We start from the raw sequence: 19,590 nt of genomic DNA, 5'->3' as shown, positions 1-19,590 counted from the left end.
GTGCGAGATGGAAATTAGGCGAGTATGCTGAGGGAGAAAGGAAGTCGTCAGAGAATACCGACAAAAAATCGAGCACATTTGAGCCATAGTGTGTGGGATTTTGGACAGATGCATTCGCTGCGGAAGAGGATAAATTGGCGTAAAGAGGAAATCGCCATGAACAAGTCCATTCTTGCGTTCGCTGCCTTGGGAGGATGTGCAGCACTGGCCTGTGCGCAAAGCCAGGAGGGCACGTCCGTGTACACGCGCGAGCAGCCGGCGCCCACGCGTCCGGCGCAGCCACCTGTGCCATTGAGCAGTGTCAGCGGATGGTGGTTCGGCTCGCTGGGCAACGACGCGGCGCTGTATCCCACCGGCCGCGAGTACAGCCTCGAATATCTCGCACTGGGCGATGTCGGTGATCCCTACGGCGGCAGCGCGGCCGGGCACGCGGCCAGCGTCATCGCCAACGGCAACCGGCGCGACAGTAATCTCGTTCAGTATTACCGGCCGCCCGTGAACGGTTTTTCCGGCGGCGCCTCCTACTCGCGCGACGATACGCGCGATCCATCCAACCGCGCGTGGGGCATGTCGCTGGGCTATTCCTTCGGGCCGATCACGCTGCGCGCGGCGCACCAGAACAAGCACGTGGCCAAGGTCAGGCTGTACGACCTGGCAGGCAACAATATGGAGGCGAAGAATTCGCTGATCGCCGCCAACGTCCGCTTCAAGTGGGGGACGGCGTACGCGGCCTACAGCGCCAACAGCGGCTGGGGCACCACACCCTTGTTTAATCCGGACAATCCCTACAGCGCATCGATGGCCGCCACCCCGTCCACCGATAGCCGCGACGCCATGGCCGGCATTGCGGTGCCACACGGCCACATGACCTGGCTGGCTTCCTTCGTGCACCGCAACGACCGCGACCTGGCCAACCGCGATGCCAACGAGCTCGCGTTCGGCGCATCGTACACGCTCAATCGCCGCACCGATTTTTACGCGGCGTATTCGTACACGCAAAACCTGTCGATCGCCGGCGTGCCGCGCACCAGCTTCGATGCGCGCGGCCGCACCAGCTCGGCCTTGAGCTTCGGCCTGCGCCATTCGTTCTGAGCCTGCGCTGCGCCGCATCAATTGGAATTTCGGTAGCCTGTGGTCATGGCATAACCCTCACAGGAGACCAGATCATGACTGGCAGCAGCACCCTCGACCCCGATAATTTCCCTGAACGCCCGGACCGCAGCCTCGGCCGCGGCAAAGGCGTGGATGCGCTCGGTCCCAGCGATATTTCCGACACCGGCAGCGACGTGGTGGGCGGTTCCGGCTTCGCCGAGAATCTCGACGATGACCAGCTGATCCATCTCGACGAAGGCACCACCGACGACATGGAAGCCAGCCGCGCCGGCGGCACGGCGGGCCCGGACGTGGGCGACGCCAACTTCGACGGCGACAGCGATTATGGCGGCACCGGCGAGCGCGCCACGGCCGGCCGCGACACCATCGTCAGGGATGGCGCCGATATTTCGACCGACCACGTGGAGACGATCCCCGACACTCCGCTGAGCGACGAGGACACCGAGTTTCTATCTAGTCAGCCGCCGGGACAGGCCCCACGCCGCAAATAGCGCGCCGCCGCCGAGCAGCGCCGCCGCCAGCGGTTTGGAGCGCAGCGCGACGGCGGTGTAGGCGGAGCGCTCGTTGACCGTGCCCATGCCCTGGCGCTGGCGCATTTCGCTGGATTGGTCGGGCGCGTACAGTGCGTCGCGCCGACCCGGCGCGCTCGGCTGTTCCGCTTGCTGCTGCCGGAACAAGGACGCGCGCATGAAGCGGTCGAGCGAGCGCGGCATCGTGAATTCACCTATCGCCGCCACCTTGGCATGCCCGCCGACGTAGATGTCGCGCTTCGGATGCTGGGCCGTGTACAGGATGGCTTCGGCCACCAGTTCCGGCGCGTAGATGGGCGCGGGCAGCGCGGGTTCTTTTTCCATGTAGTTCTTGGCGTGCACCGCGAACATGGTGTCGATCGCCGACGGGCGCACCAGCGTCACCGAAATGGGTGCGCTTTCTTCTTCCAGTTCCATGCGCAGCGCGTCGGTGTAGGCCTTGACCGCGTGCTTGGACGCGGCATAGACGCCTTGTAGCGGAATCGAGCGGTCCGACACTTCACTGCCGAGATTGATGATGGCGCCGCCGCCGCGCGTCTTCATGCGCTTGACCGCTTCCAGCGAGCCATAGACGACGCCCCAGAAATTGGTCTGCATCAGGCGCTGCTGGTCTTCGATCGGCACATCTTCGAGCCGTCCGAAGATGGAGATGCCGGCATTGTTGACCCAGGTGTCGATGCGGCCGAAACGTTCCATCGCGGCCTGGCCGATGCGCTCGACGTCTTCCTGCTTGCCGACGTCGGCTGCAACGGTGGCGACCTGTGTGCCTTTGCGGCGCAGCTCGCTGGCCAGCTGGTCGAGCGCGTCGGCGCTGCGGGCGGCGAGGACCAGGCGCGCGCCCTGGTCGGCGGCCATGCGGGCGGTCGTGAGACCGATGCCGCTGGTGGCGCCGGTGATGACCATGACCTGTTCGTTGATCTTGCGAAGATTCACTGCCATGACTGCCTCCTTGGTATGGTTCACAAGAAGGACCGGCAGCGGCGCAAAGCGTTCCCGCGCGGCGCCGGCCATTCATGAACAATCATGATCGTGGCCGCCGCCGGTATTTCAAGTCATTTCTGGCCGGGCTGGTAGATCTGGTCGAACAGGCCGCCGTCGGCAAAGTGGACTTTCTGCGCCTGCGCCCAGCCGCCGGCAACTTCCTCGATGTTGAACAGCTTGATCGCAGGGAATTGCGATGCGAATTTCTTCGCGTACTGCGGCACGGCAGGGCGGTAATAGTGCTTGGCGATCAGCTGCTGGCCTTCGTCCGTGTAGAGGAAGGCGAGATAGGCTTCGGCCACGCGGCGGGTGCCGTGCTTGTCGGCGTTCTTGTCCACCACGGCCACCGGCGGCTCGGCCAGGATGCTGACCGACGGTGCGACGATGTCGAATTTGTCGCCGCCCAGTTCGCGCTTGGCCAGCAGGGCTTCGTTTTCCCAGGCAATCAGCACGTCGCCGATGCCGCGCTCGACGAAGGTGGTGGTGGCGCCGCGGGCGCCGGAGTCGAGCACCGGCACGTTGCGGTAGAGGCGGGTGAGGAAATCGCGCGCGGTGGTTTCGTTGCCGCCCGGCTGGCGCAGGGCGTAGCCCCAGGCCGCAAGGTGGTTCCAGCGTGCGCCGCCGGAGGTCTTGGGATTTGGCGTGATGACGGACACGCCCGGCTTGACGAGGTCGTTCCAGTCGCGGATGCCCTTGGGGTTGCCCTTGCGGACGAGGAAGACGATGGTCGAGGTGTAAGGCGAGCTGTGATAGGACAGGCGCTGCTGCCAGCCGTGCGCGATAAGGCCGCGTTCGCTGATAGCATCGATGTCGTACGCTAAGGCGAGCGTGACCACGTCCGCGCCCAGGCCGTCGATGACCGAGCGGGCCTGTTTGCCGGAGCCGCCATGCGACTGGCGAATGGTGACGGTGTCGCCGGTCTTGGCCTTCCACTGGCGGGCGAAGGCGGCGTCGATGTCCTGGTACAGCTCGCGTGTCGGGTCGTACGAGACGTTGAGCAGGGTGACGTCAGCCGCGAAGGCCGACGCGTTGGCCAGCAGCGCGAGCGCGGCCAGCCAGGATTTGATATGACGGATCTGCATTGTGCTCTTTCGTTAAGCGGGAAGCTGCAGAGTAGAGCTCCGCCCGCCGAAAGAACACGAATGATTTCCGATATCTTTATGCGCTTATTGCTTATTGTGCCTTGGACAGAATGAGCAGCCAGCGCGCGAACAGCAGGATTTCGACATGGCCCGGCTCGACGCCGGTGTCGCATTCGATAATCGGGTTGACCGGATAGAAGCGCTTGCGGAAGTCACGCGTGACCAAGACCTCACGCTTGCCGAGGCGAAGCATGAACGGGGTGGGGGCGTATTGCATACCGAAGGAGCTGTTCAGAGTGGTCATGACGAAATCCTTGTTAGCGTTGTTGGTTGAGTGACTACAGAATAGCACAACTACTGTATAAATCTACAGGTACTGTATAAAAAGCCAGTCGATGCGAAAAGTTGTCGTTTTTTCGTCAAACAGCGCAAGATGAGGTCCATGGGAGCCCGGACGACACATCTGCTACCCGGCGTCCTCGCGGCGCTGGCCGCCGCCACGATCTTTGGATTGATCGCAAACGCGGTGCACAGCGGTGCGCCAATCACGCAGCTCGACGTCCAGCTCGCCCAGTGGTTCCACGCCCATGCCACGCACGGCGTCACGCTGGCGATGCTGGCCATCACCTGGATCCACAGCAGCTGGGGCATCCTGTCGATGAGCGCGGTGGGCTCGGGCTGGTTGTACCGGCGGCGGATGCCGGACTGGTTGCTCGCATTGATCGCGACAGTGCCTGGCGGCATGCTGCTCAACGTCGCGTTCAAGCATGTGTTCCAGCGCGCGCGGCCGCATTGGGACGCGCCGCTGCTGACGCTGGAAACCTACAGCTTCCCGAGCGGTCACACGGCCAGCGCCACCGTGCTGTACGGCTTCGTGGTGTGCTTCATCGCCGCGCACGCGCGTTCGCGGCAGCATGCCGTGCTGGCGGCAATCGCGGCAATCGCGGCGCTCGCGGCGGTGGCGCTGGTCGCCTTGTCGCGCATGTACCTGGGCGTGCACTATCTGTCGGACGTGCTGGCGGCCGTGGCGGAGGGCTGCATGTGGCTGGCGATCTGCATGACCGCGCTGGCGGCGTGGCGCCGGTGGCGCATCGAGGAAGGCGAGGGCGCATGAGACGGGCCGCGGTCATCGTCAACGGCGGCGCGGGCAGCGGCCACGACAAGGCCAGGGCCGGCGCCGTGCGCGACAGTTTCGGCCGTGTCGGGGTGGACGCCAGCGTGACCCTCGCGTCCACCGGCGGCGAGATCCTGCAGGCCGCGCGCGTCGCGCTGGAGGGCGATCACGAGATCATCGTGGGCGGCGGCGGGGACGGCACCATGAACGCGGTCGCGTCCGTGCTGGTCGGCACCGGCAAGCTGTTCGGCGTGCTGCCGCTCGGTACGCTCAACCATTTCGCCAAGGACATTGGCATGCCGCTCGACCTCGACCAGGCCGTGCACGCGATCGCCACCGGACGGCACAAGCAGGTGGATGTCGGCGTGGTCAACGGCAAAGTATTCCTCAACAATTCCAGCCTCGGCCTGTACCCGGACATGGTGCACGACCGCGACCGCCAGCGGCGCCGGCTCGGGCGCGGCAAGTGGCTGGCGGCGGCCTGGGCCAGTGTGGCGGCGCTGCGCCGCTATCCCTTCCTGTCGGTGCGGATGAACGTGGACGGGCAGCGGCTGGCGCGCCGTACGCCTTTCGTCTTCATCGGCAACAACCAATACCGGATGCAGGGATTGTCAATCGGCGAGCGTGCGCGCCTCGACGCCGGCGTCCTGAGCCTGTATGTTGCACAGCATCCGAGCCGCTTCGGCCTGCTGCGCTTTGCCCTGCGCGCGCTGGCGGGCAGGCTGGCGCAGGAGCGCGACTTCGACGTCCTGCTTGCCTCCGAGATGGAAGTCGCGACCTCGCACCGGCGCATCCGCGTCGCGACCGATGGCGAAGTCATGCTGATGGAGAGCCCGCTGCGCTACCGCGTGCTGCCGGGCGCATTGACGGTGGTGGTCCCGCAATGAGGAGCTTATGCGTACATTAGTTCATCTGTCCGACCTGCACTTTGGCCGCGTGGACGAGGCCATCCTCGACCCTTTGCGCGCGCTGGTGCAGCAGATCGCGCCCGATGTGGTGGTCGTATCCGGCGACCTGACCCAGCGCGCCAAGAGCGAGCAATTCGAGGCCGCGCGCGCCTGGCTCGACAGCTTGCCCGGCCCGCAGGTCATCGTGCCTGGCAACCATGATATTTCGCTGTACAACGTGTTCCGCCGCTTCGTGCAGCCGCTCGAACGCTACAAGCGCTACATCACCGAGGACCTGGCGCCAGCCTACATCGACGACGAGATCGCGGTGCTCGGAGTGAACACGGCGCGCTCGCTGACCTTCAAGGACGGCCGTGTGAATGAAGAGCAGGTCGCCCAGATCCGCGCGCGCCTGGCCGGACTGGGCCCCGGTGTGACGCGGATCGTGGTCACCCACCATCCCTTCGACCTGCCGGAGCCGGCAAAGGAAGAGGAGGTGGTCGGGCGCGCGGTGCTGGCCATGAAAGCCTTCGCCGAGACCGGCGTGGACGTGCTGCTGGCCGGCCACCTGCATGCCAGCCATTCCGGCAGCACGGCGGAACGTTATCCGCTGGCCGACTTCGCCGCGCTGGTGGTGCAGGCGGGCACGGCCACATCGACACGCGGGCGCGGCGAGGTGAATTCCTTCAATGTGCTGCGGGTGCACTCATCGGTGGTCGAGGTCGACCGCTACGGCTGGGACGTGCTCGGCCAGCGCTTCCAGCTGATGAGCACGGACAAGTTCATGCGCAGCGGGAACGTCTGGACCGAACACATCGACGGCATGTACGCGGCCGGGATCTAGTTTTTCTCGCCGGCGTCGGCCAGCGCCTGCTGCACCAGCGCTTGCGCCGCCCAGCCGCAGGCGGCCAGTGCCTCGTCGACGCTGGCGCCCGCGACATCGCGCAGCGACAAGGCCGCCTCCGTTCCCATCAGCATCGCCAAGGCGTGGGCGAGCCGCTGTCGCGCGGCCGGCGCCAGCTGGCCTTCCAATGACGCGACAATCGGACCGATGTACTGCATCCGGCGCGCGGGACGGGGCGGACGCGATTGCTGCGGATTGTCCAGCCAGGCCGACATGAAGGAGCGTTCGACCGCGTGCAGGCCGACCTCGTCGTCCATCAGGAGCTTGTTCATATTGCGCGCCGCGCGGGCTGCCATGTCGGCCGGATCGTCCTTTGCGACATCGCAGAAGCTTTCCAGCGGCGGCACCGCGCGTTCGAACATCGCATCGCTGATCAGGTCCTCCACCGAGGCGTAATAGCGATAGGCCGTGGCGCGCGAAACCATGGCGCGCTCGGCCACTTCCGGGAAGCTGGGCTTGCGCCCGCCCTCGCACAGCGCCAGCGCGGCCTCGATGAGCGCGCGCCGGGTCCGGCGGCGTTGATTGGCGCGGCCTGCGCCGCTTGATGCGGATCCGGCGTTTCTGCTTGACGTCTTTACGTTCATGGGGTCATAATGAGACACTGTCTCACGAATAGATTTGAGTCTCATTATACTTCATCCTGAAAGAGGAGCACCATGGAAAAGATGACCAAGGAGCAGTTCGACCACATGATCGACCGCCATTTCCGCTTCGAGGCGGAGGACGACGTCGAAGGCGTGCTGAGCACGATGGTGGCGGACGTCGAGCATGACGTGGTGGGCTCGCCCACCGGCCCGCTGCACGGGCGGCAGCAGGCGCGCGGCTTCTACGACGCACTGTTCGCCGACCTGTCCGGCGAAAAGGTGACTTCGCTGCGGCGCTACTACGGACCGGACTTCGTGGTCGACGAGAGCCTGTGGGAAGGCACCGCGCCGGGCACGCCGTTCGGGATTCCGGGGCAGGGCAAGAGCCTGAGCTTTCGCCTGCTGCACGTGTTCGACATGGCGCCGGACGGGCTGATCCGCCGCGAGAACGTGTGGATCGACCTGGCATCGATCATGCAGCAATTGGGCGCCACGCCGACGGTGGCGGCTGCCGGGCAGGAAGGAGCCACGCAATGACCGACAATGCTCGCAGCCGCGCCTGGTTTCGCCTGGCGGCCATCTATTTCGTCGTCGCGGTGGCGATGGGCATCGTCATGGGAGCCACGGGCGACCACGCGCTCACCCCCGTGCATGCGCACCTGAACCTGCTGGGCTGGGTCTCGATGGCGCTGTTCGGGCTGATCGGCATGCTCGATCCGCGCACCGTCGAAGGCCCGGTGGCGACCGCGCAGTTCTGGCTGCACAATCTCGGCGTGCCGGCGATGCTGGGCGCGCTGGCGCTGCGGATCAAGGGCCACGCGGCGGCCGAGCCGGTGGTCGGCGTGGCTTCGATCGTGATCGGGATCGGCGCGCTGCTGTTCGCGTGGCTGGTGCTGACCCGCCTGGGGACGAAAGCGGTGGCCGGCGGCGCGGGCGAACGGGGGCCGGCTGCGTCGCGCTAGATCCAGTATTCCGCCATGCGCCCCAGCCATTCCTTGAAGCGGTCGGCCAGGGGGCGCTTGCGCCACTGCTGCAGCGTCACTTCCTTCGAGTCCTTCAGGTCTTCATTGAAGGCGCTCTCCATGTCCTGGCCAAAGGCCGGGTCGATCACCACCACGTTCAGCTCGTAGTTGTGGATGAAGCTGCGGCGGTCGATGTTGGCCGAACCGATGGTCGACCAGGCGCTGTCGATCACCGCGGTCTTTGCATGCAGGGTCGCGACCTGGAGCTGGAAGATGTGCACGCTGTTTTCCAGCAACTCGTCGTAGAAGGACTGGCCGGCGTGGAACACCAGGCTGTGGTCGGACACGCCGGGCAAGATCAGGCGCACGTCGACGCCGCGCCGCGCGGCCGCGGTGAGCGCGTCGATCACCTGCTGGTCCGGAACGAAATAGGCGCTGGTGATGTGGATCGATTGCTTCGCTTCGCCCAGCGCCACCAGCAGCGATTTGTAGATCGAGGATTCGCGGTCCGGTTCGGTGGCGAGCACGCGCACGATCTTGTCGCCGGCGGCCGCCAGCGGCGGGAAGTAGTTGGCGCGCGGCAGCTCGCCGGCAGCCTGCCTGACCCAGTTGTTGATAAAGGCCCATTGCAAGGTGGCGACGGCCGGGCCTTCGATCTTGATGTGGGTGTCGCGCCAGCCGACCTTGTGCTCATCGCCCGGTTCCGGTTTCGAACGCGAGCGGAAGAAGGAGCTGTTGGCGTAGGTGCTGCTGATGTTGATGCCGCCCGTGAAGCCGACCTTGCCGTCCACCACCAGCACCTTGCGGTGGTCGCGGTTGTTCAGCTCCCACTTGCCGGGGCGCGCGGCCGGATTGACGGGATTGAAGGCAATCAGGTTGATGCCGGCGTCCTTCATGTGGTCGAAAAATTCCTGCGGCGTGCCGAGGGTGCCGACGGCGTCGTACATGACGTTGACGATCACGCCCTGGCGGCGCTTCTCGATCAGCAGGTCGGCGAATTCGAGCCCGATCTTGTCGCGGTCGAAAATATAGGTTTCCAGGTTGATGGTGGTGGTGGCGGCGCGCACGGCGGCCATCATGTCGCGCATGGTGGCGGGGCCGTCGAACAGCAGGGTGACCTTGTTGCCGGCGATCAGGGGCACGCCGGTGGCTTGTTCCTCCAGCACCGCGATCTGCTTGAGGTCGCCCCCGGCATTGGCCCAGCGGCGCGCGGCCAGTTGGGCGGCTTTCTGCGGCGGCAGCACGCCCTTGCCGGTGGCGATGGTCGGGGTCGCGCCCAGCGCCTGTTCCGGCAGCGCTCTGGCGTCGGGCAAGGTCTTGCAGGCAACGATAACGATGCTGAAGAGCAGCCAGAACAGCCAGCCGGCGGGAAATTTCCTGTTCATGTGCTTCCTTTCGTGTCCCGGCCTCTCAACCGGAAAGCATAGTGTACGCGCGGCAGCCTGGGCACTTTGTTCGGGAGCGAACACTACGTGATGGCTGCGCGGAAAGTTCCCTTCATCTGCGGTACACTTTTGGATCGAGAAACTAGGGGGAAGCATGTACCTGACTTATTTCAACGGCGAATGGCACGAAGGGAACGTCCCGCTGTACGGGGCGATGGATCACAGTGTGTGGCTGGGCTCGTCGGTATTCGACGGCGCGCGCGCGATGCGCGGCAAGCTGCCCGACCTGCGCCCGCACCTGGAGCGCGTGGTACGCTCGGCCGACAAGCTGGGCCTGCGCTGCCCGCTGTCGGTGGACGAGATGGAAGCGCTGGTGCGCGAAGGCGTGGCCAAGTTCCCGGCGGACGCCGAGCTGTATGTGCGGCCGCTGGTGTTCGCCTCGGCTGGCTTCCTGATTCCGGAGCCGGAGAAGACGGGCTTTGCGCTGACCCTGTTCGATGCGCCGCTGCCGGCCTTCACCGGCTTCTCGGCCTGCCTGTCGACCTTGCGCCGTCCGGAGCCGGACATGGCGCCGACCGACGCCAAGGCCTCCGCGCTGTATGCCAACTCGACCAAGGCGATGCGCGAGGCGAAGGAGCGCGGCTTCGACCAGGCGATCATGCTCGATGCGCAGGGCAATGTGGCGGAGTTTGCGTCGTCCAACCTGTTCCTCGTTACCGAAGAGGGCAAGGTGGTGACGCCGGTGGACAATGGGACTTTCCTCGCCGGCATCACGCGGGCGCGGGTGATCGCGTTGCTGGGCAAGGTGGGGATTGAAGTCGAGCAGCGCAGCGTGAAGCCGGCGGAGCTGGGGACGGCGCGCGAGATCTTCAGCACCGGCAATTACGGCAAGGTCACGCCGTGCGTGCGGTATGAAGGGCGCACGCTGGAGGCGGGGCCGGTGGCGAGGCAGGCGCGGGAGCTGTATCTGGCGTTTGTCGAGGGCTGCTGAAACTTTTCGTCAGCTTCAATTCGTCGTTCCCGCCTGCGCGGGAACGAACGGTTGGGGGCTACTTCGGCAGCGCCACCGGCCGCACGACCCCGCAATCGGCACCCAGCCAGCGGGCGTCGGAATCGACCGTGACCGGGGTCGGATTGCCGCCGCGGAGTACCTGGGCCTTCAGCGTGTAGCTGGTATCGCTGCGGAAGGTCACTTCGCCGCTGCCGCTGGTCCGCGTGCCGGGGCAGTTGAAGGTGAAGTTCATCTTGCCGCCGCTCACCGGCGAATGGCTCTGGCTGCAGTTGCCGTCCTGGCTCACGGGCAGTTCGCCATTCCTGACCATATCGGGCGTCACGCAGATCCGGGCCACCAGCCCGCCCGTGTCCGGGCTCATCTGCACGCCGTTCTGCGCCATCATCTGTTCCATCATCTTGCGCTGGTCGGGCGGCATCCGGGCCATCTGCCGCTGCAGCTCGGCCATGGCCCCTTGCACCTGGCCGCTCGGGTCGCCGAGGTTGTTGGTGACTTCCCACAGGCCGGGCTTGATGGTCTGGGCCGCGGCCGGCAGGGCCAGCGCCGCGGCGCACGCGGCAAGGAGGAGGGGGTGGCGAGGGGGCATAGCGGTCTCCGCTGTTGGAACTCGCGCTATTGTCGGCGGTTTGGCGCCGCCACGCCAACGCGTTTCAGGTCAGCGCGCGCAGCAGCCAGCCCAGCAGCGCCGACAGCAGCTGGTAGGCGATGCCGCCCGCCACCGCCAGCAGCAGCGCGTAGTCCCAGCCCTGGCGCGGAAAGTCGGCGCCGAAGCGCGCCCGCACCAGCCGCGCCTGCGGGGCGGCGGCAGCGATCCACCAGGCCAGCAGATAGGCCCAGCTGAACCACAGCAGCAGGTTGGACTGGCTGTTCAGGCGCGCATTGAGCGCGCCGGAGATCAGCCGCACCACCAGCAGGCCGACACTGAACACGAACCATTTGCGCGCGATCGCGGCCTGGCGCGGTTCGCCCAGCGCTTCCCAGTTGCGCATCAGCAGCCAGGCGCCGAAAGCGGGCGTGAACACCACGCTCCAGCAGGCTGCCACGCTCGGATTCCACAAGGCCAGGCCGTGGCTGGTGTCGTGGACGAGTGCGCTGGTGTCGGATGTGCTTTGCATGGCGGCTTGATTCCGGAGGACGAGGGAATACTATTGCTCACCGAACAGGATCCGTCCTTGATCCTGCTTAGGATTGCGCGCCGCCGCCGCACATCAGACCAAGTGCAACTGCAGGTACTGTAAGAGTATGACAGTTTTGGCGTCGGCGATCTCGCCGCTGGCGACGCGCGCGAAGGCGTCTTCGTAGGACAGCTCGACCAGCTCGATGTCCTCGCCCTCGTCGCGTTTGCCGCCACCCTTCGCTTCGCGCATCGCCGGCGTGAAGGCGGCCACGAAGTAATGCACGCGCTCGGTCAGCGAGGCGGGGCTGGCGAACAGTTCCAGCACCTTGTCGACGCGCTCGACCCGGTAGCCCGTTTCCTCGAAGATTTCGTCGCGGATGCGCTGCTCGGGATCTTCACCGTCGAGCATGCCGGCGGCGGCCTCGACCAGGAAGCCGTCGTGGCCGGCCAGGCGCGAGCCGATGCGGAACTGGCGGGTCAGCTGCACCGTGCGGCGGTCGCGGTCGTACAGCAGGACCGCGGCGCCGCTGGCCGATTCATAGACCTCGCGCGTCTGGCGCTGCCAGCTGCCGTCGCTGCAGCGCTGGTCGTAGGTGACCTGCTTGAGCGGGCAGTACTGGTCGGACAATACATCTTGCCCGATGATGCGGATCGGGTCGTCTTGCATGGGGAGCGTGGAGGCGTGAAAAAGCGATCCGTTTCGCCGTCACGCCTGCGCAGGCGCAATCGCGAAACGGACCGGGTCCGGCGAAGTGATGCGTTATATGCCGCGTCCGCTGATCAGGCGCACCAGGATCATGATGATGGCGACGACCAGCAGGATGTGGATGAAGCCCCCGACGGTGTACGAGGTCACCACACCGAGCAGCCACAGGATGATCAGTATGACGGCAATGGTATAGAGCATGATAGGTCCTCCTTGGATGAGGCCGCTTGGGCGGCTTGGGTGCAAGTATGAAGACCTTGGAGCGGGCGCTCCGTTCGCTGACGTACGTTAGGCGAGCGATTTCTGATCATTACGCAGGCCGGGGATCCAGCCCATGACGCCGAGCACCCCGGCGATGCCGATGAGGATGGTCAGCAGGCCTCCGGTGACCAGGAACACCACGTCGTGCGCCTGCAGCTCGGGCTGGATGCCGGTGGGCGTGCCGGCCGCCGCCAGGCCGAAGCCGGTGATGATCATGCCCCAAACGATGATGCCGATCCACGTCATGGTGTTCATGCAGCACTCCTTCATTGGTGAGGTGCAGCTCATGGGCTTAGCGTGAATCGATTGTGGGCCTCGGCAATATTCGCTTCCGTGCGCTAGCGCACATTGTCAAAAAGAAAACCGGGACCGCCGCGAGGGCCGGTCCCGGTTGCCAGGGGAGGCAGGGTGCTCAGTAGCGGCGCAGGTGGCCCTTGACGATGCGGACCCGCTCGCCCGTATGCCAGGCCGGCGGGCTGTTCTGGTGGAAGGTGCGCAGGGTGCCGTCGTCCAGGCGGACCCGGATTTCATAGCTGCGCGCCTGATGCATATTGCCTTCGACCTGGTTGCCGATCACGGCGCCGCCGACCGCACCGGCGGCGGTGGCGAGGCTCTGGCCCCGGCCGCTGCCGACCTGGTGGCCGAGGATGCCGCCCAGCACGGCGCCGCCGACCGCGCCGACGCCGCTGCCACGGCCGCGCGACGTAATGGTGCGGATCGATTCGATGTTGCCGCAGTTGCCGCACCATTGCGCCGGGCGATCGGCGGCGGCCACCTGGACCGGGGCGGCCGGGCGCGGCTGCTCATAGACGACCGGTGCCGGGGCCGGCGCAGGAGCTGCCTGCGGTACCGGCGGCGGAGGCGCGTACGCGGCGGCAGGGGTGTACTGCTGGGCCAGCGGATGCGGCGCGGGAGCCGGGGCGGCCGCAGCCAGGAGCGGGGCTGGCTCGGCCGGTGCGGCGGGCGAGCCTTGCTGCTGCATGCCGGCCGACAGCGCCATGCGGTCGGCGTCGCTCAGTTGACGGTTGGCGGTGCCGCCGATGGACGAGGGCAGCCAGCCAAGCACGGCGGCGGTGCCGACCGCGCAGAACAAGACGACGGCAATCGCGGCCAGGATCATCAGCGGATGGTGGCTGGCGGGGCGCGCCGGTGGAATCTGATGAGTGTCCATGCAATGTCCTTTCTTGATGTTGGCGCTTTGCGGGCGCGGGCAGGCCGGAGCCTGAACATGCTGCCATTGTCGTGAGGCATGAACTTGGCGTCCGTGCGTCACCGTACATACCCCGGTCTCAGCGGGCCGTAGGATTGCCTAAATTGTTTGCAAATGTAAGCGGCTGTGCTTTGCCGCGTCTCATCAAAGGCCTCAACAGATGCAGTCCAAGCGCGAACGTCCGAGCAAGCCCACCCCAGCGTCCGCAGGCGGCACCGGCCGTATCGCAGAGCACAATGCCAACCTGCTGCTGGCCGCCTTGCCGGCCGCCGAACTGTCACGCATCCTGGAGCTCATGGACCCGGTCCGGGTCGAGGTGGGCGAGGTGCTGTGCGAACCGGGTGACCCGATCCGCCACGTCTACTTCCCGCACGACAGCCTGATCTCGCTGCTGGCGGTGGCCGAGGGCCGCATGACGCTGGAGGTGGGGCTGGTGGGGCGCGAGGGCATGCTGGGCGCTACCGTGGCGCTGGGGCACGACACCACCCAGACCCGCGCCGTGGTGCAACGCGCGGGCACGGCCAGCCGCATGGACAGCGAGGCCTTGCGCGAGGCCTTCGCGCACAGCCCGCCGCTGCAGCGGGTGCTGGCGCGCTATACCGACAACCTGCTGGCGCAGGCGATCCAGATCGCCGTGTGCAGCCGTTTCCACGTGCTGGAGGCGCGGCTGGCGCGCTCGCTGCTGGTCACGCGCGACCGGCTGCAGTCGGACAAGTTCCACCTCACCCATGAATTTTTAGCGCATGCGCTGGGCGTGCGGCGGGTCGGCGTGACCAAGGCGGCCAGCGCGCTGCAGCAGGCGGGGCTGATCAATTACAGCCGGGGGAATATCGAGATCCTCGACCCGCACCGGCTGGCGGCGGCGGCTTGCACCTGCTACGAGATCGTCAAGGAAGCGGGGGAGGTGCCGGTGGCGCCGAGCTTGCTGGTGTGACGGGAGCGCAACGCGCGGTCGGTAAAAAAACGTAAAAGTGCCATCTTTCCACTAGCAGAGAGACTGTCATTCCCGCCTGCGCGGGAATGACGTGCTTAAGATAACGAAGAACGCAAAAAAAGCCCCGTCGAAACGGGGCGTCTTGCTTGCTTGCGTTGAGCGATCAGTGGGTCGACTTGACCTGGTTGCCGATCACGCCGCCAACTGCCGCACCGCCCACGGTGCCGGCTGCGCTGCCGCCGGTCAGCGCACCGCCGACCACGGCGCCGGCGCCGGCGCCGAGCGCGGTGTTACGGTCCTGTGCCGACATGCCGGCACAGCCGGTCAGGCCCAGCGCCACGGTTGCCAGCGACGCGCACACTACCACATGTTTAATCGTTTTCATGATGCTCTCCTTATCGGTGGGTAATCACATCAGGCCCGGCGGTTGGTACCGTCAACGGACCCATCACTGAATTGTGCGATGGCACGTTTGCGCCATTGCCTCCAGAGTAAATGTCGACTCAGTTTGGCTCTGTTCGCTAACACACCCTCTGGCAGCCTCAGTGTTTTTTTGTCACACCCGGCGGCGGCGCCTTGGGCGGCGTGCTGGCCAGGCTCAGCAGCCTGGCGCAATTGCTGTCCTTGCCGGGACCGGTGTTGATCAGCGGGATCAGCGCTGCCGGCGCGGCAATCGTGCCCAAGGCCAGCGCGCTGCCGGCCTTGAGCGCGAGCACTTTCTTGTCGATGCCGACGTCCGGCTTGGCGAAGGTGCCGCGCAGGTACAGGGGCGAGCGCAGCGAGAACAGGCGCAGGCCCTTGGTCTTCGGGTCCAGGGTCATGTCCATCTGCTCGGTCTGCAGGTTGACGGTGCCCTTGACTTGCACCACCGCCTCGTCGGTGTCGGCGATGAAGGTCTGGGTCTTGAGCACGCCATCGCTGATGTCGAAGTCGGACGCCATGCAGTTGAGCTGCACGGTCCTGTCGCCGAACAGCTTGGTCACGATGATGCTGCCGATGTTCAGGCCCATCTCCTCCATCAACAGCTTGCTCACAGTCCCTTGCTCGACCAGCGTTTTGAGCTCGCCGTTGGAATGCGCCAGCATTTCCGCCACCGAATCGCCGACCGCGCTCAGCTTCGCATCGCCGTTGAGCTCACCGATGGTGGCCTGGCGGATGTTTTGCACGGCCGGGAACATCTGCTTGATCTGCAGATGGCGCGCCTGCACCTCGGCGTTGACCTTGATGCTCTTGTCGCTGTTGCCATCGAGCTTGACGGTATTGCGCAGCAAGCCGCCGGCAAAGCCGAAATCGAGCGGTGCCAGGGTCAGCACGCCGTCCTTCATGATCAGGTGGGTCGACAGCTTGGTGAGCGGCAGGTTCTTGTTGCGGATGATGCGGTCGCCGCGGAAATGGACGTCGGCGTCGAGCGCCTTCCAGCGTTCGGTGTGGAAGCGTTCCACCGGCAGCTTCTTGCCGGCCGGCTGCACCGGGGCGACACCGCGCTTTTCCTTGCTGGCGTTGGAGTCGGCGCCGATGGCGGGCCCGAGGTCGGAGAACAGCAGCTCGTGCGAGACCACGGTGGCCGTCAGCAGCGGGCGCGGCTTGCCGGTCTGGAAGGTGAGGTTGCCGCTGATATCGGAGGAGCCGACCTTGCCCTTGAAATCGCTGTAGGTCCAGCGGCTGTTGCCCTTGCCGAGCTTGCCGACGAGGTGGCCCTCGGTGCTGAACTGCGGCGTTTCCGGCAGCAGCACATGGGTGAAGACATACAGCCGCGCCATGCTGGCGCCGGCCAGCTTCAGGCGCAGGTCGATCGCTTCCAGCGCAGCCGGGCGTGTCACCGTGCCTTCCAGCGCGATACGGTTGGGGCCGGAATGCATGTCGGCCTGGATCGGGAAGGGCGCGCCCTGGTTCTCCAGCGACAGCACGGCCCCGGCCTTGCCGCCGCCCCCCACCGGCGCGCCGTTGTAGCTGCCGGTGACGGTCCAGGCGATGCCGTAGGTCGGATCGTTGTCGAGGGTGTTGATATTGGCCGTGACCTTGGTCTTGCTGACCGCGTCGTCGACCAGCAGCACGCCCTTGGACAGGACGATGCGCTGCACGTCCAGCTGCCATTTGGACGGCTTCTGTTCGCGCTTGAAGGTCCAGTTGTTGTGCGTTTCGTCGGTGCGCAGCAGCTCGGCCTGCGGGCCGTCGAAGCGCAGCACCGGCACCGAGATCTGGTGCCCGAGCAGGCCGAAGGGATTCAGCGAGAACGAGAACTGGCGCACGCTGGCCATGTCGCGCTGGGCCATCCATTCGGGATTGCCGATGTGGACGTCGTCGGCATACAGATGCGGCCAGGGCACCCAGTCGCGCCAGGTGCGGGCCTGCGGCGCCATCGCGCGCGCCGGCTGCTCCCAGTGCACCGCCAGGTTGCCGCGGATGGCGAAGGGGCGCTCGATCGCATCGCTCACTTTGTCGTTCAGCCAGGGCTTGGCACGGTTCCAGTCGAAGGTGAGCAGGATCAGGATCGCGAGCACAGGAATCGCGACCAGCACGCCGACCACCGACAGCACGACGTTGCGCGTGCGGTGGCTTGGACGCTGCTGCGTGGCCTGGGGTTTCTCGATCGTGTCGGGCATGGACAGTCCTTCCACTGAGGATGTGTGAAGCCGAGATTAGCGGAAAGACAGAGGGGTCGATGTGCGCGAACGCACCGTGCGCGGACGCAGTTTGCAGGGGGAATGTGCGGCAACGAACTGAGCTAACCGGGCAAGGGGCGTACAAAGTTGACACTACATCTATTGAATTCAGGAGAGACCGATGAATCGGAAAGTTTCCATCAAGCTGATCGCGGGCAGTGTCGTGCTGCTGGGCCTGGCCGCATGCGCCAGCCCGCAGAAAGCGCCGGCGACGGCGGAGGTGGCGGTATCGAAAAACGCGGTCGAGAACGCCGTGGAGGCGGGCGCCGGCACCTTGGCGCCGGACGAGATCACGATGGCGCGCGAGAAGATGCTCAAGGCGAACCAGGCGCTCGCGGCCAAGGACTACAAGCTGGCGCGCGAGCTGGCGGTACAGGCCGAGGCCGACGCCAAGCTGGCACAAAGCAAGGCCAATTCCGAGAAGGCGAACGCCGCTTCGGCCGCGCTCGACGCCGACCTGCGCGCGCTGCGCCAGGAAGTGGACCGCGCCAACCAGCAGCAGTAAATCCATGGCGGAACGATGCCGAATGGCCGGGCAGGACGCCTGGCAGGCCGGTCTCATGTTCCGCGGCACCACAACCATCACGCGCCGCCGCGGCGCCCAGGAGAACAACATGAGCAAGCACTTTTTCAACTCCGCCGTACTGGCCGGCGCCATGCTGCTGGCCGCTTGCAGCTCGGCGCCCACCACCACCCCGACGCTCGACCAGGCCCGCTCCGAATTCGTCAAGGCCAGCAACAACCCGCAGGTGGCGCAGTACGCGCCGCTCGAATTCCGCCAGGCCACCGAAGCGCTCGACCGCGCCAATGCGTCCGCCGCCAAGAACGAACCGCTCGACAAGATCGACCATTTCGCCTACCTCGCCAAGCAGAAGATCCTGACCGCCGAGGAAGTGGCCAGCGCCAAGGCGGCCGAGGCGAACATCGCCACCGTGCGCCAGGAACGCACCGAGGTCCAGCTGCAGGCGCGCACCGCCGAGGCCGACCGGGCGCGCGCCGATGCCGCCGCCGCCCAGGCCCAGGCCCAGGCGGCCCAGGCGCAGGCCCAGGATGCGCAGGCGCAGGCCGCTGCCGCCCAGGCCCAGGCGCAGCAGGCACAGGCCCAGAACCAGGCGCTGTCCGAGCATGCCGCGCGGCTGGAGGCGATCCTGGTCGAGCTGCATGCGGTCAAGACCGAGCGCGGCTACGTGGTCACGATCGGCGACATCCTGTTCGATACCGACAAGGCCAGCCTGAAACCGGAGGGCATGTCCACCGTGCGCAAACTCGCCGAGGTCATGATGCAGAACCCGGACCGGACCGTCCTTGTCGAAGGATTTACCGACAGCACAGGGCGCGCCTCGCACAACCAGGACCTGTCGCAACGCCGCGCCAATTCGGTGGCGATGGCGCTGACCGGCATGGGCGTGCCGCGCGAGCGCGTCGCGACACGGGCCTATGGCGAGGCATTCCCGGTGGCGCCGAACGACAACGCCAGCGACCGCCAGCGTAACCGCCGGGTCGAGATCGTGCTGTCGAACGAGGGCACGCCGATCCCGCCGCGGGTGTCGCAGCGCTGACCCGTTTCACTTTTAACCGCAAAGGAATCGATTCATCATGGAAGACAAGAAAAGCGCGCTGGCCCATGGCTTCGACGTGGCGGCGATCCGCCGCGCCGCCGCCAATCTCGATGACGGCGCCGTCACCGCGGGCTACCAGGCCGACCGCGAGGCAGTGGTCGCGATGCTCAACGACGCGCTCGCCACCGAGCTGCTGTGCATCCTGCGCTACAAGCGCCATTACTACACGGTGCAGGGGCCGAACAGCACCGAGATGCGTGCCGAATTCCTCGAGCATGCGCAGCAGGAGCAGGAACATGCCGACCGTATCGCCGAGCGCATCGTGCAGCTGAACGGCTCGCCCAACTTCAACCCGTCCACGCTGACGGCGCGCAGCCACGCCGAGTACGACGAGTCGGAGGACGCGCAGGCGATGGTGCGCGCCGACCTGATCGCCGAGCGGGTGGCGATCGAATCTTATCGCCAGATGATCGCCGCGATCGGCGACAAGGATCCGACCACGCGCGACATGCTGGTCGACATCATGGCGGTCGAGGAGGAGCACGCCGACGATATGCGCGACCTGCTGGCGATGTAAGCCGGCGCC

Annotated in this window: 25 protein-coding genes; 12 read left to right on the top strand and 13 right to left on the bottom strand. The window is 66.1% G+C overall.

Annotated features, from left to right (window positions below; genetic code table 11):
- Positions 1-156: 156 nt before the first annotated feature.
- Both NX778_RS19410 and NX778_RS19405 read left to right on the top strand, forming a co-directional pair.
- Positions 157-1,092 carry a porin gene (locus NX778_RS19410; protein WP_258813431.1) on the top strand — a complete coding sequence of 312 codons (936 nt, stop codon included), beginning with the start codon at positions 157-159 and terminating at the stop codon, positions 1,090-1,092.
- A gap of 74 nt (positions 1,093-1,166) precedes the next feature.
- On the top strand, positions 1,167-1,604 hold the full coding sequence (locus NX778_RS19405) for a hypothetical protein (RefSeq protein WP_258813430.1): 438 nt from the start codon (positions 1,167-1,169) through the stop codon (positions 1,602-1,604).
- Here the strand turns inward: NX778_RS19405 and NX778_RS19400 are convergent.
- From NX778_RS19400 to NX778_RS19390, 3 genes are all read right to left on the bottom strand, one after another.
- Positions 1,563-2,582, bottom strand: coding sequence for an SDR family oxidoreductase (locus tag NX778_RS19400; protein WP_258813429.1), 1,020 nt, complete (start codon positions 2,580-2,582; stop codon positions 1,563-1,565). The genes NX778_RS19405 and NX778_RS19400 overlap by 42 nt on opposite strands.
- Before the next feature lie 113 nt (positions 2,583-2,695).
- Complete coding sequence (locus NX778_RS19395; RefSeq protein WP_258813428.1) at positions 2,696-3,706, bottom strand: sulfate ABC transporter substrate-binding protein; 1,011 nt, start codon at positions 3,704-3,706, stop codon at positions 2,696-2,698.
- Between the two features lie 91 nt (positions 3,707-3,797).
- Positions 3,798-4,010 carry a hypothetical protein gene (locus tag NX778_RS19390; RefSeq protein ID WP_258813427.1) on the bottom strand — a complete coding sequence of 71 codons (213 nt, stop codon included), beginning with the start codon at positions 4,008-4,010 and terminating at the stop codon, positions 3,798-3,800.
- 138 nt (positions 4,011-4,148) lie between these two features.
- Here NX778_RS19390 and NX778_RS19385 point away from each other — a divergent pair, with 138 nt between their 5' ends.
- Genes NX778_RS19385 through NX778_RS19375 form a run of 3 tightly spaced genes read left to right on the top strand, consistent with a single transcriptional unit; the run spans position 4,149 to position 6,551 of the window.
- On the top strand, positions 4,149-4,820 hold the full coding sequence (locus tag NX778_RS19385) for a phosphatase PAP2 family protein (protein ID WP_258813426.1): 672 nt from the start codon (positions 4,149-4,151) through the stop codon (positions 4,818-4,820).
- The gene (locus NX778_RS19380) at positions 4,817-5,707 is read left to right on the top strand and encodes a diacylglycerol/lipid kinase family protein (RefSeq protein ID WP_258813425.1); all 891 of its coding nucleotides are present in this window, start codon (positions 4,817-4,819) and stop codon (positions 5,705-5,707) included. The genes NX778_RS19385 and NX778_RS19380 overlap by 4 nt, the downstream gene beginning before the upstream one ends.
- A gap of 7 nt (positions 5,708-5,714) precedes the next feature.
- A complete protein-coding gene (locus NX778_RS19375; protein ID WP_258813424.1) occupies positions 5,715-6,551 on the top strand; it encodes a metallophosphoesterase family protein in 837 nt (278 codons plus the stop codon).
- On the opposite strand, the gene NX778_RS19370 is transcribed toward NX778_RS19375, so the two are convergent.
- Positions 6,548-7,195 (bottom strand): TetR/AcrR family transcriptional regulator, encoded by a 648-nt coding sequence (locus NX778_RS19370; protein ID WP_258813423.1) that lies wholly within the window; start codon positions 7,193-7,195, stop codon positions 6,548-6,550. The genes NX778_RS19375 and NX778_RS19370 overlap by 4 nt on opposite strands.
- Before the next feature lie 72 nt (positions 7,196-7,267).
- On the opposite strand from NX778_RS19370, the gene NX778_RS19365 reads away from it, so the two are divergent.
- The gene (locus NX778_RS19365) at positions 7,268-7,732 is read left to right on the top strand and encodes an ester cyclase (RefSeq protein WP_258813422.1); all 465 of its coding nucleotides are present in this window, start codon (positions 7,268-7,270) and stop codon (positions 7,730-7,732) included.
- Positions 7,729-8,157, top strand: a complete 429-nt coding sequence (locus NX778_RS19360; protein ID WP_258813421.1) for a hypothetical protein — start codon at positions 7,729-7,731, stop codon at positions 8,155-8,157. The genes NX778_RS19365 and NX778_RS19360 overlap by 4 nt, the downstream gene beginning before the upstream one ends.
- On the opposite strand, the gene cls is transcribed toward NX778_RS19360, so the two are convergent.
- Positions 8,154-9,542 carry a cardiolipin synthase gene (gene cls, locus NX778_RS19355; RefSeq protein ID WP_258813420.1) on the bottom strand — a complete coding sequence of 463 codons (1,389 nt, stop codon included), beginning with the start codon at positions 9,540-9,542 and terminating at the stop codon, positions 8,154-8,156. The two genes, NX778_RS19360 and cls, sit on opposite strands and share 4 nt — an antisense overlap.
- Positions 9,543-9,696: 154 nt before the next feature.
- On the opposite strand from cls, the gene NX778_RS19350 reads away from it, so the two are divergent.
- Positions 9,697-10,533, top strand: coding sequence for a branched-chain amino acid aminotransferase (locus NX778_RS19350; RefSeq protein ID WP_258813419.1), 837 nt, complete (start codon positions 9,697-9,699; stop codon positions 10,531-10,533).
- 58 nt (positions 10,534-10,591) lie between these two features.
- On the opposite strand, the gene NX778_RS19345 is transcribed toward NX778_RS19350, so the two are convergent.
- The 6 genes from NX778_RS19345 to NX778_RS19320 form a co-directional block, all read right to left on the bottom strand.
- The gene (locus tag NX778_RS19345) at positions 10,592-11,140 is read right to left on the bottom strand and encodes a DUF3617 domain-containing protein (RefSeq protein ID WP_258813418.1); all 549 of its coding nucleotides are present in this window, start codon (positions 11,138-11,140) and stop codon (positions 10,592-10,594) included.
- A 64-nt stretch (positions 11,141-11,204) separates the two neighbouring features.
- Complete coding sequence (locus NX778_RS19340; RefSeq protein ID WP_258813417.1) at positions 11,205-11,669, bottom strand: hypothetical protein; 465 nt, start codon at positions 11,667-11,669, stop codon at positions 11,205-11,207.
- Between the two features lie 93 nt (positions 11,670-11,762).
- Positions 11,763-12,338 carry an NUDIX domain-containing protein gene (locus NX778_RS19335; RefSeq protein WP_258813416.1) on the bottom strand — a complete coding sequence of 192 codons (576 nt, stop codon included), beginning with the start codon at positions 12,336-12,338 and terminating at the stop codon, positions 11,763-11,765.
- A 93-nt stretch (positions 12,339-12,431) separates the two neighbouring features.
- On the bottom strand, positions 12,432-12,578 hold the full coding sequence (locus NX778_RS19330) for a lmo0937 family membrane protein (protein WP_258813415.1): 147 nt from the start codon (positions 12,576-12,578) through the stop codon (positions 12,432-12,434).
- 87 nt (positions 12,579-12,665) lie between these two features.
- Positions 12,666-12,893 (bottom strand): hypothetical protein, encoded by a 228-nt coding sequence (locus NX778_RS19325; RefSeq protein WP_258813414.1) that lies wholly within the window; start codon positions 12,891-12,893, stop codon positions 12,666-12,668.
- A gap of 157 nt (positions 12,894-13,050) precedes the next feature.
- A complete protein-coding gene (locus NX778_RS19320; protein WP_258813413.1) occupies positions 13,051-13,809 on the bottom strand; it encodes an outer membrane lipoprotein in 759 nt (252 codons plus the stop codon).
- 199 nt (positions 13,810-14,008) lie between these two features.
- On the opposite strand from NX778_RS19320, the gene NX778_RS19315 reads away from it, so the two are divergent.
- Positions 14,009-14,782 (top strand): Crp/Fnr family transcriptional regulator, encoded by a 774-nt coding sequence (locus NX778_RS19315; RefSeq protein WP_258813412.1) that lies wholly within the window; start codon positions 14,009-14,011, stop codon positions 14,780-14,782.
- A 163-nt stretch (positions 14,783-14,945) separates the two neighbouring features.
- On the opposite strand, the gene NX778_RS19310 is transcribed toward NX778_RS19315, so the two are convergent.
- Complete coding sequence (locus tag NX778_RS19310) at positions 14,946-15,167, bottom strand: YMGG-like glycine zipper-containing protein (RefSeq protein WP_258813411.1); 222 nt, start codon at positions 15,165-15,167, stop codon at positions 14,946-14,948.
- 157 nt (positions 15,168-15,324) lie between these two features.
- Positions 15,325-17,385 (bottom strand): AsmA family protein, encoded by a 2,061-nt coding sequence (locus NX778_RS19305; protein WP_258813410.1) that lies wholly within the window; start codon positions 17,383-17,385, stop codon positions 15,325-15,327.
- Positions 17,386-17,566: 181 nt separating this feature from the next.
- On the opposite strand from NX778_RS19305, the gene NX778_RS19300 reads away from it, so the two are divergent.
- From NX778_RS19300 to NX778_RS19290, 3 genes are read left to right on the top strand one after another with little or no spacing between them, the layout of a single operon-like run.
- Positions 17,567-17,950 carry a DUF4398 domain-containing protein gene (locus tag NX778_RS19300; protein WP_258813409.1) on the top strand — a complete coding sequence of 128 codons (384 nt, stop codon included), beginning with the start codon at positions 17,567-17,569 and terminating at the stop codon, positions 17,948-17,950.
- Positions 17,951-17,972: 22 nt separating this feature from the next.
- Positions 17,973-19,004 carry an OmpA family protein gene (locus NX778_RS19295; RefSeq protein ID WP_307728119.1) on the top strand — a complete coding sequence of 344 codons (1,032 nt, stop codon included), beginning with the start codon at positions 17,973-17,975 and terminating at the stop codon, positions 19,002-19,004.
- Between the two features lie 37 nt (positions 19,005-19,041).
- The gene (locus tag NX778_RS19290; protein WP_258813408.1) at positions 19,042-19,581 is read left to right on the top strand and encodes a ferritin-like domain-containing protein; all 540 of its coding nucleotides are present in this window, start codon (positions 19,042-19,044) and stop codon (positions 19,579-19,581) included.
- Positions 19,582-19,590 lie beyond the last annotated feature (9 nt).

Source organism: Massilia terrae (assembly GCF_024753145.1).
Taxonomy (GTDB): Bacteria; Pseudomonadota; Gammaproteobacteria; order Burkholderiales; family Burkholderiaceae_D; genus Telluria; species Telluria terrae.
The sequence above is the reverse complement of the archived record's forward strand: the minus strand, read 5'-3'. Positions and strand labels throughout refer to the sequence as shown.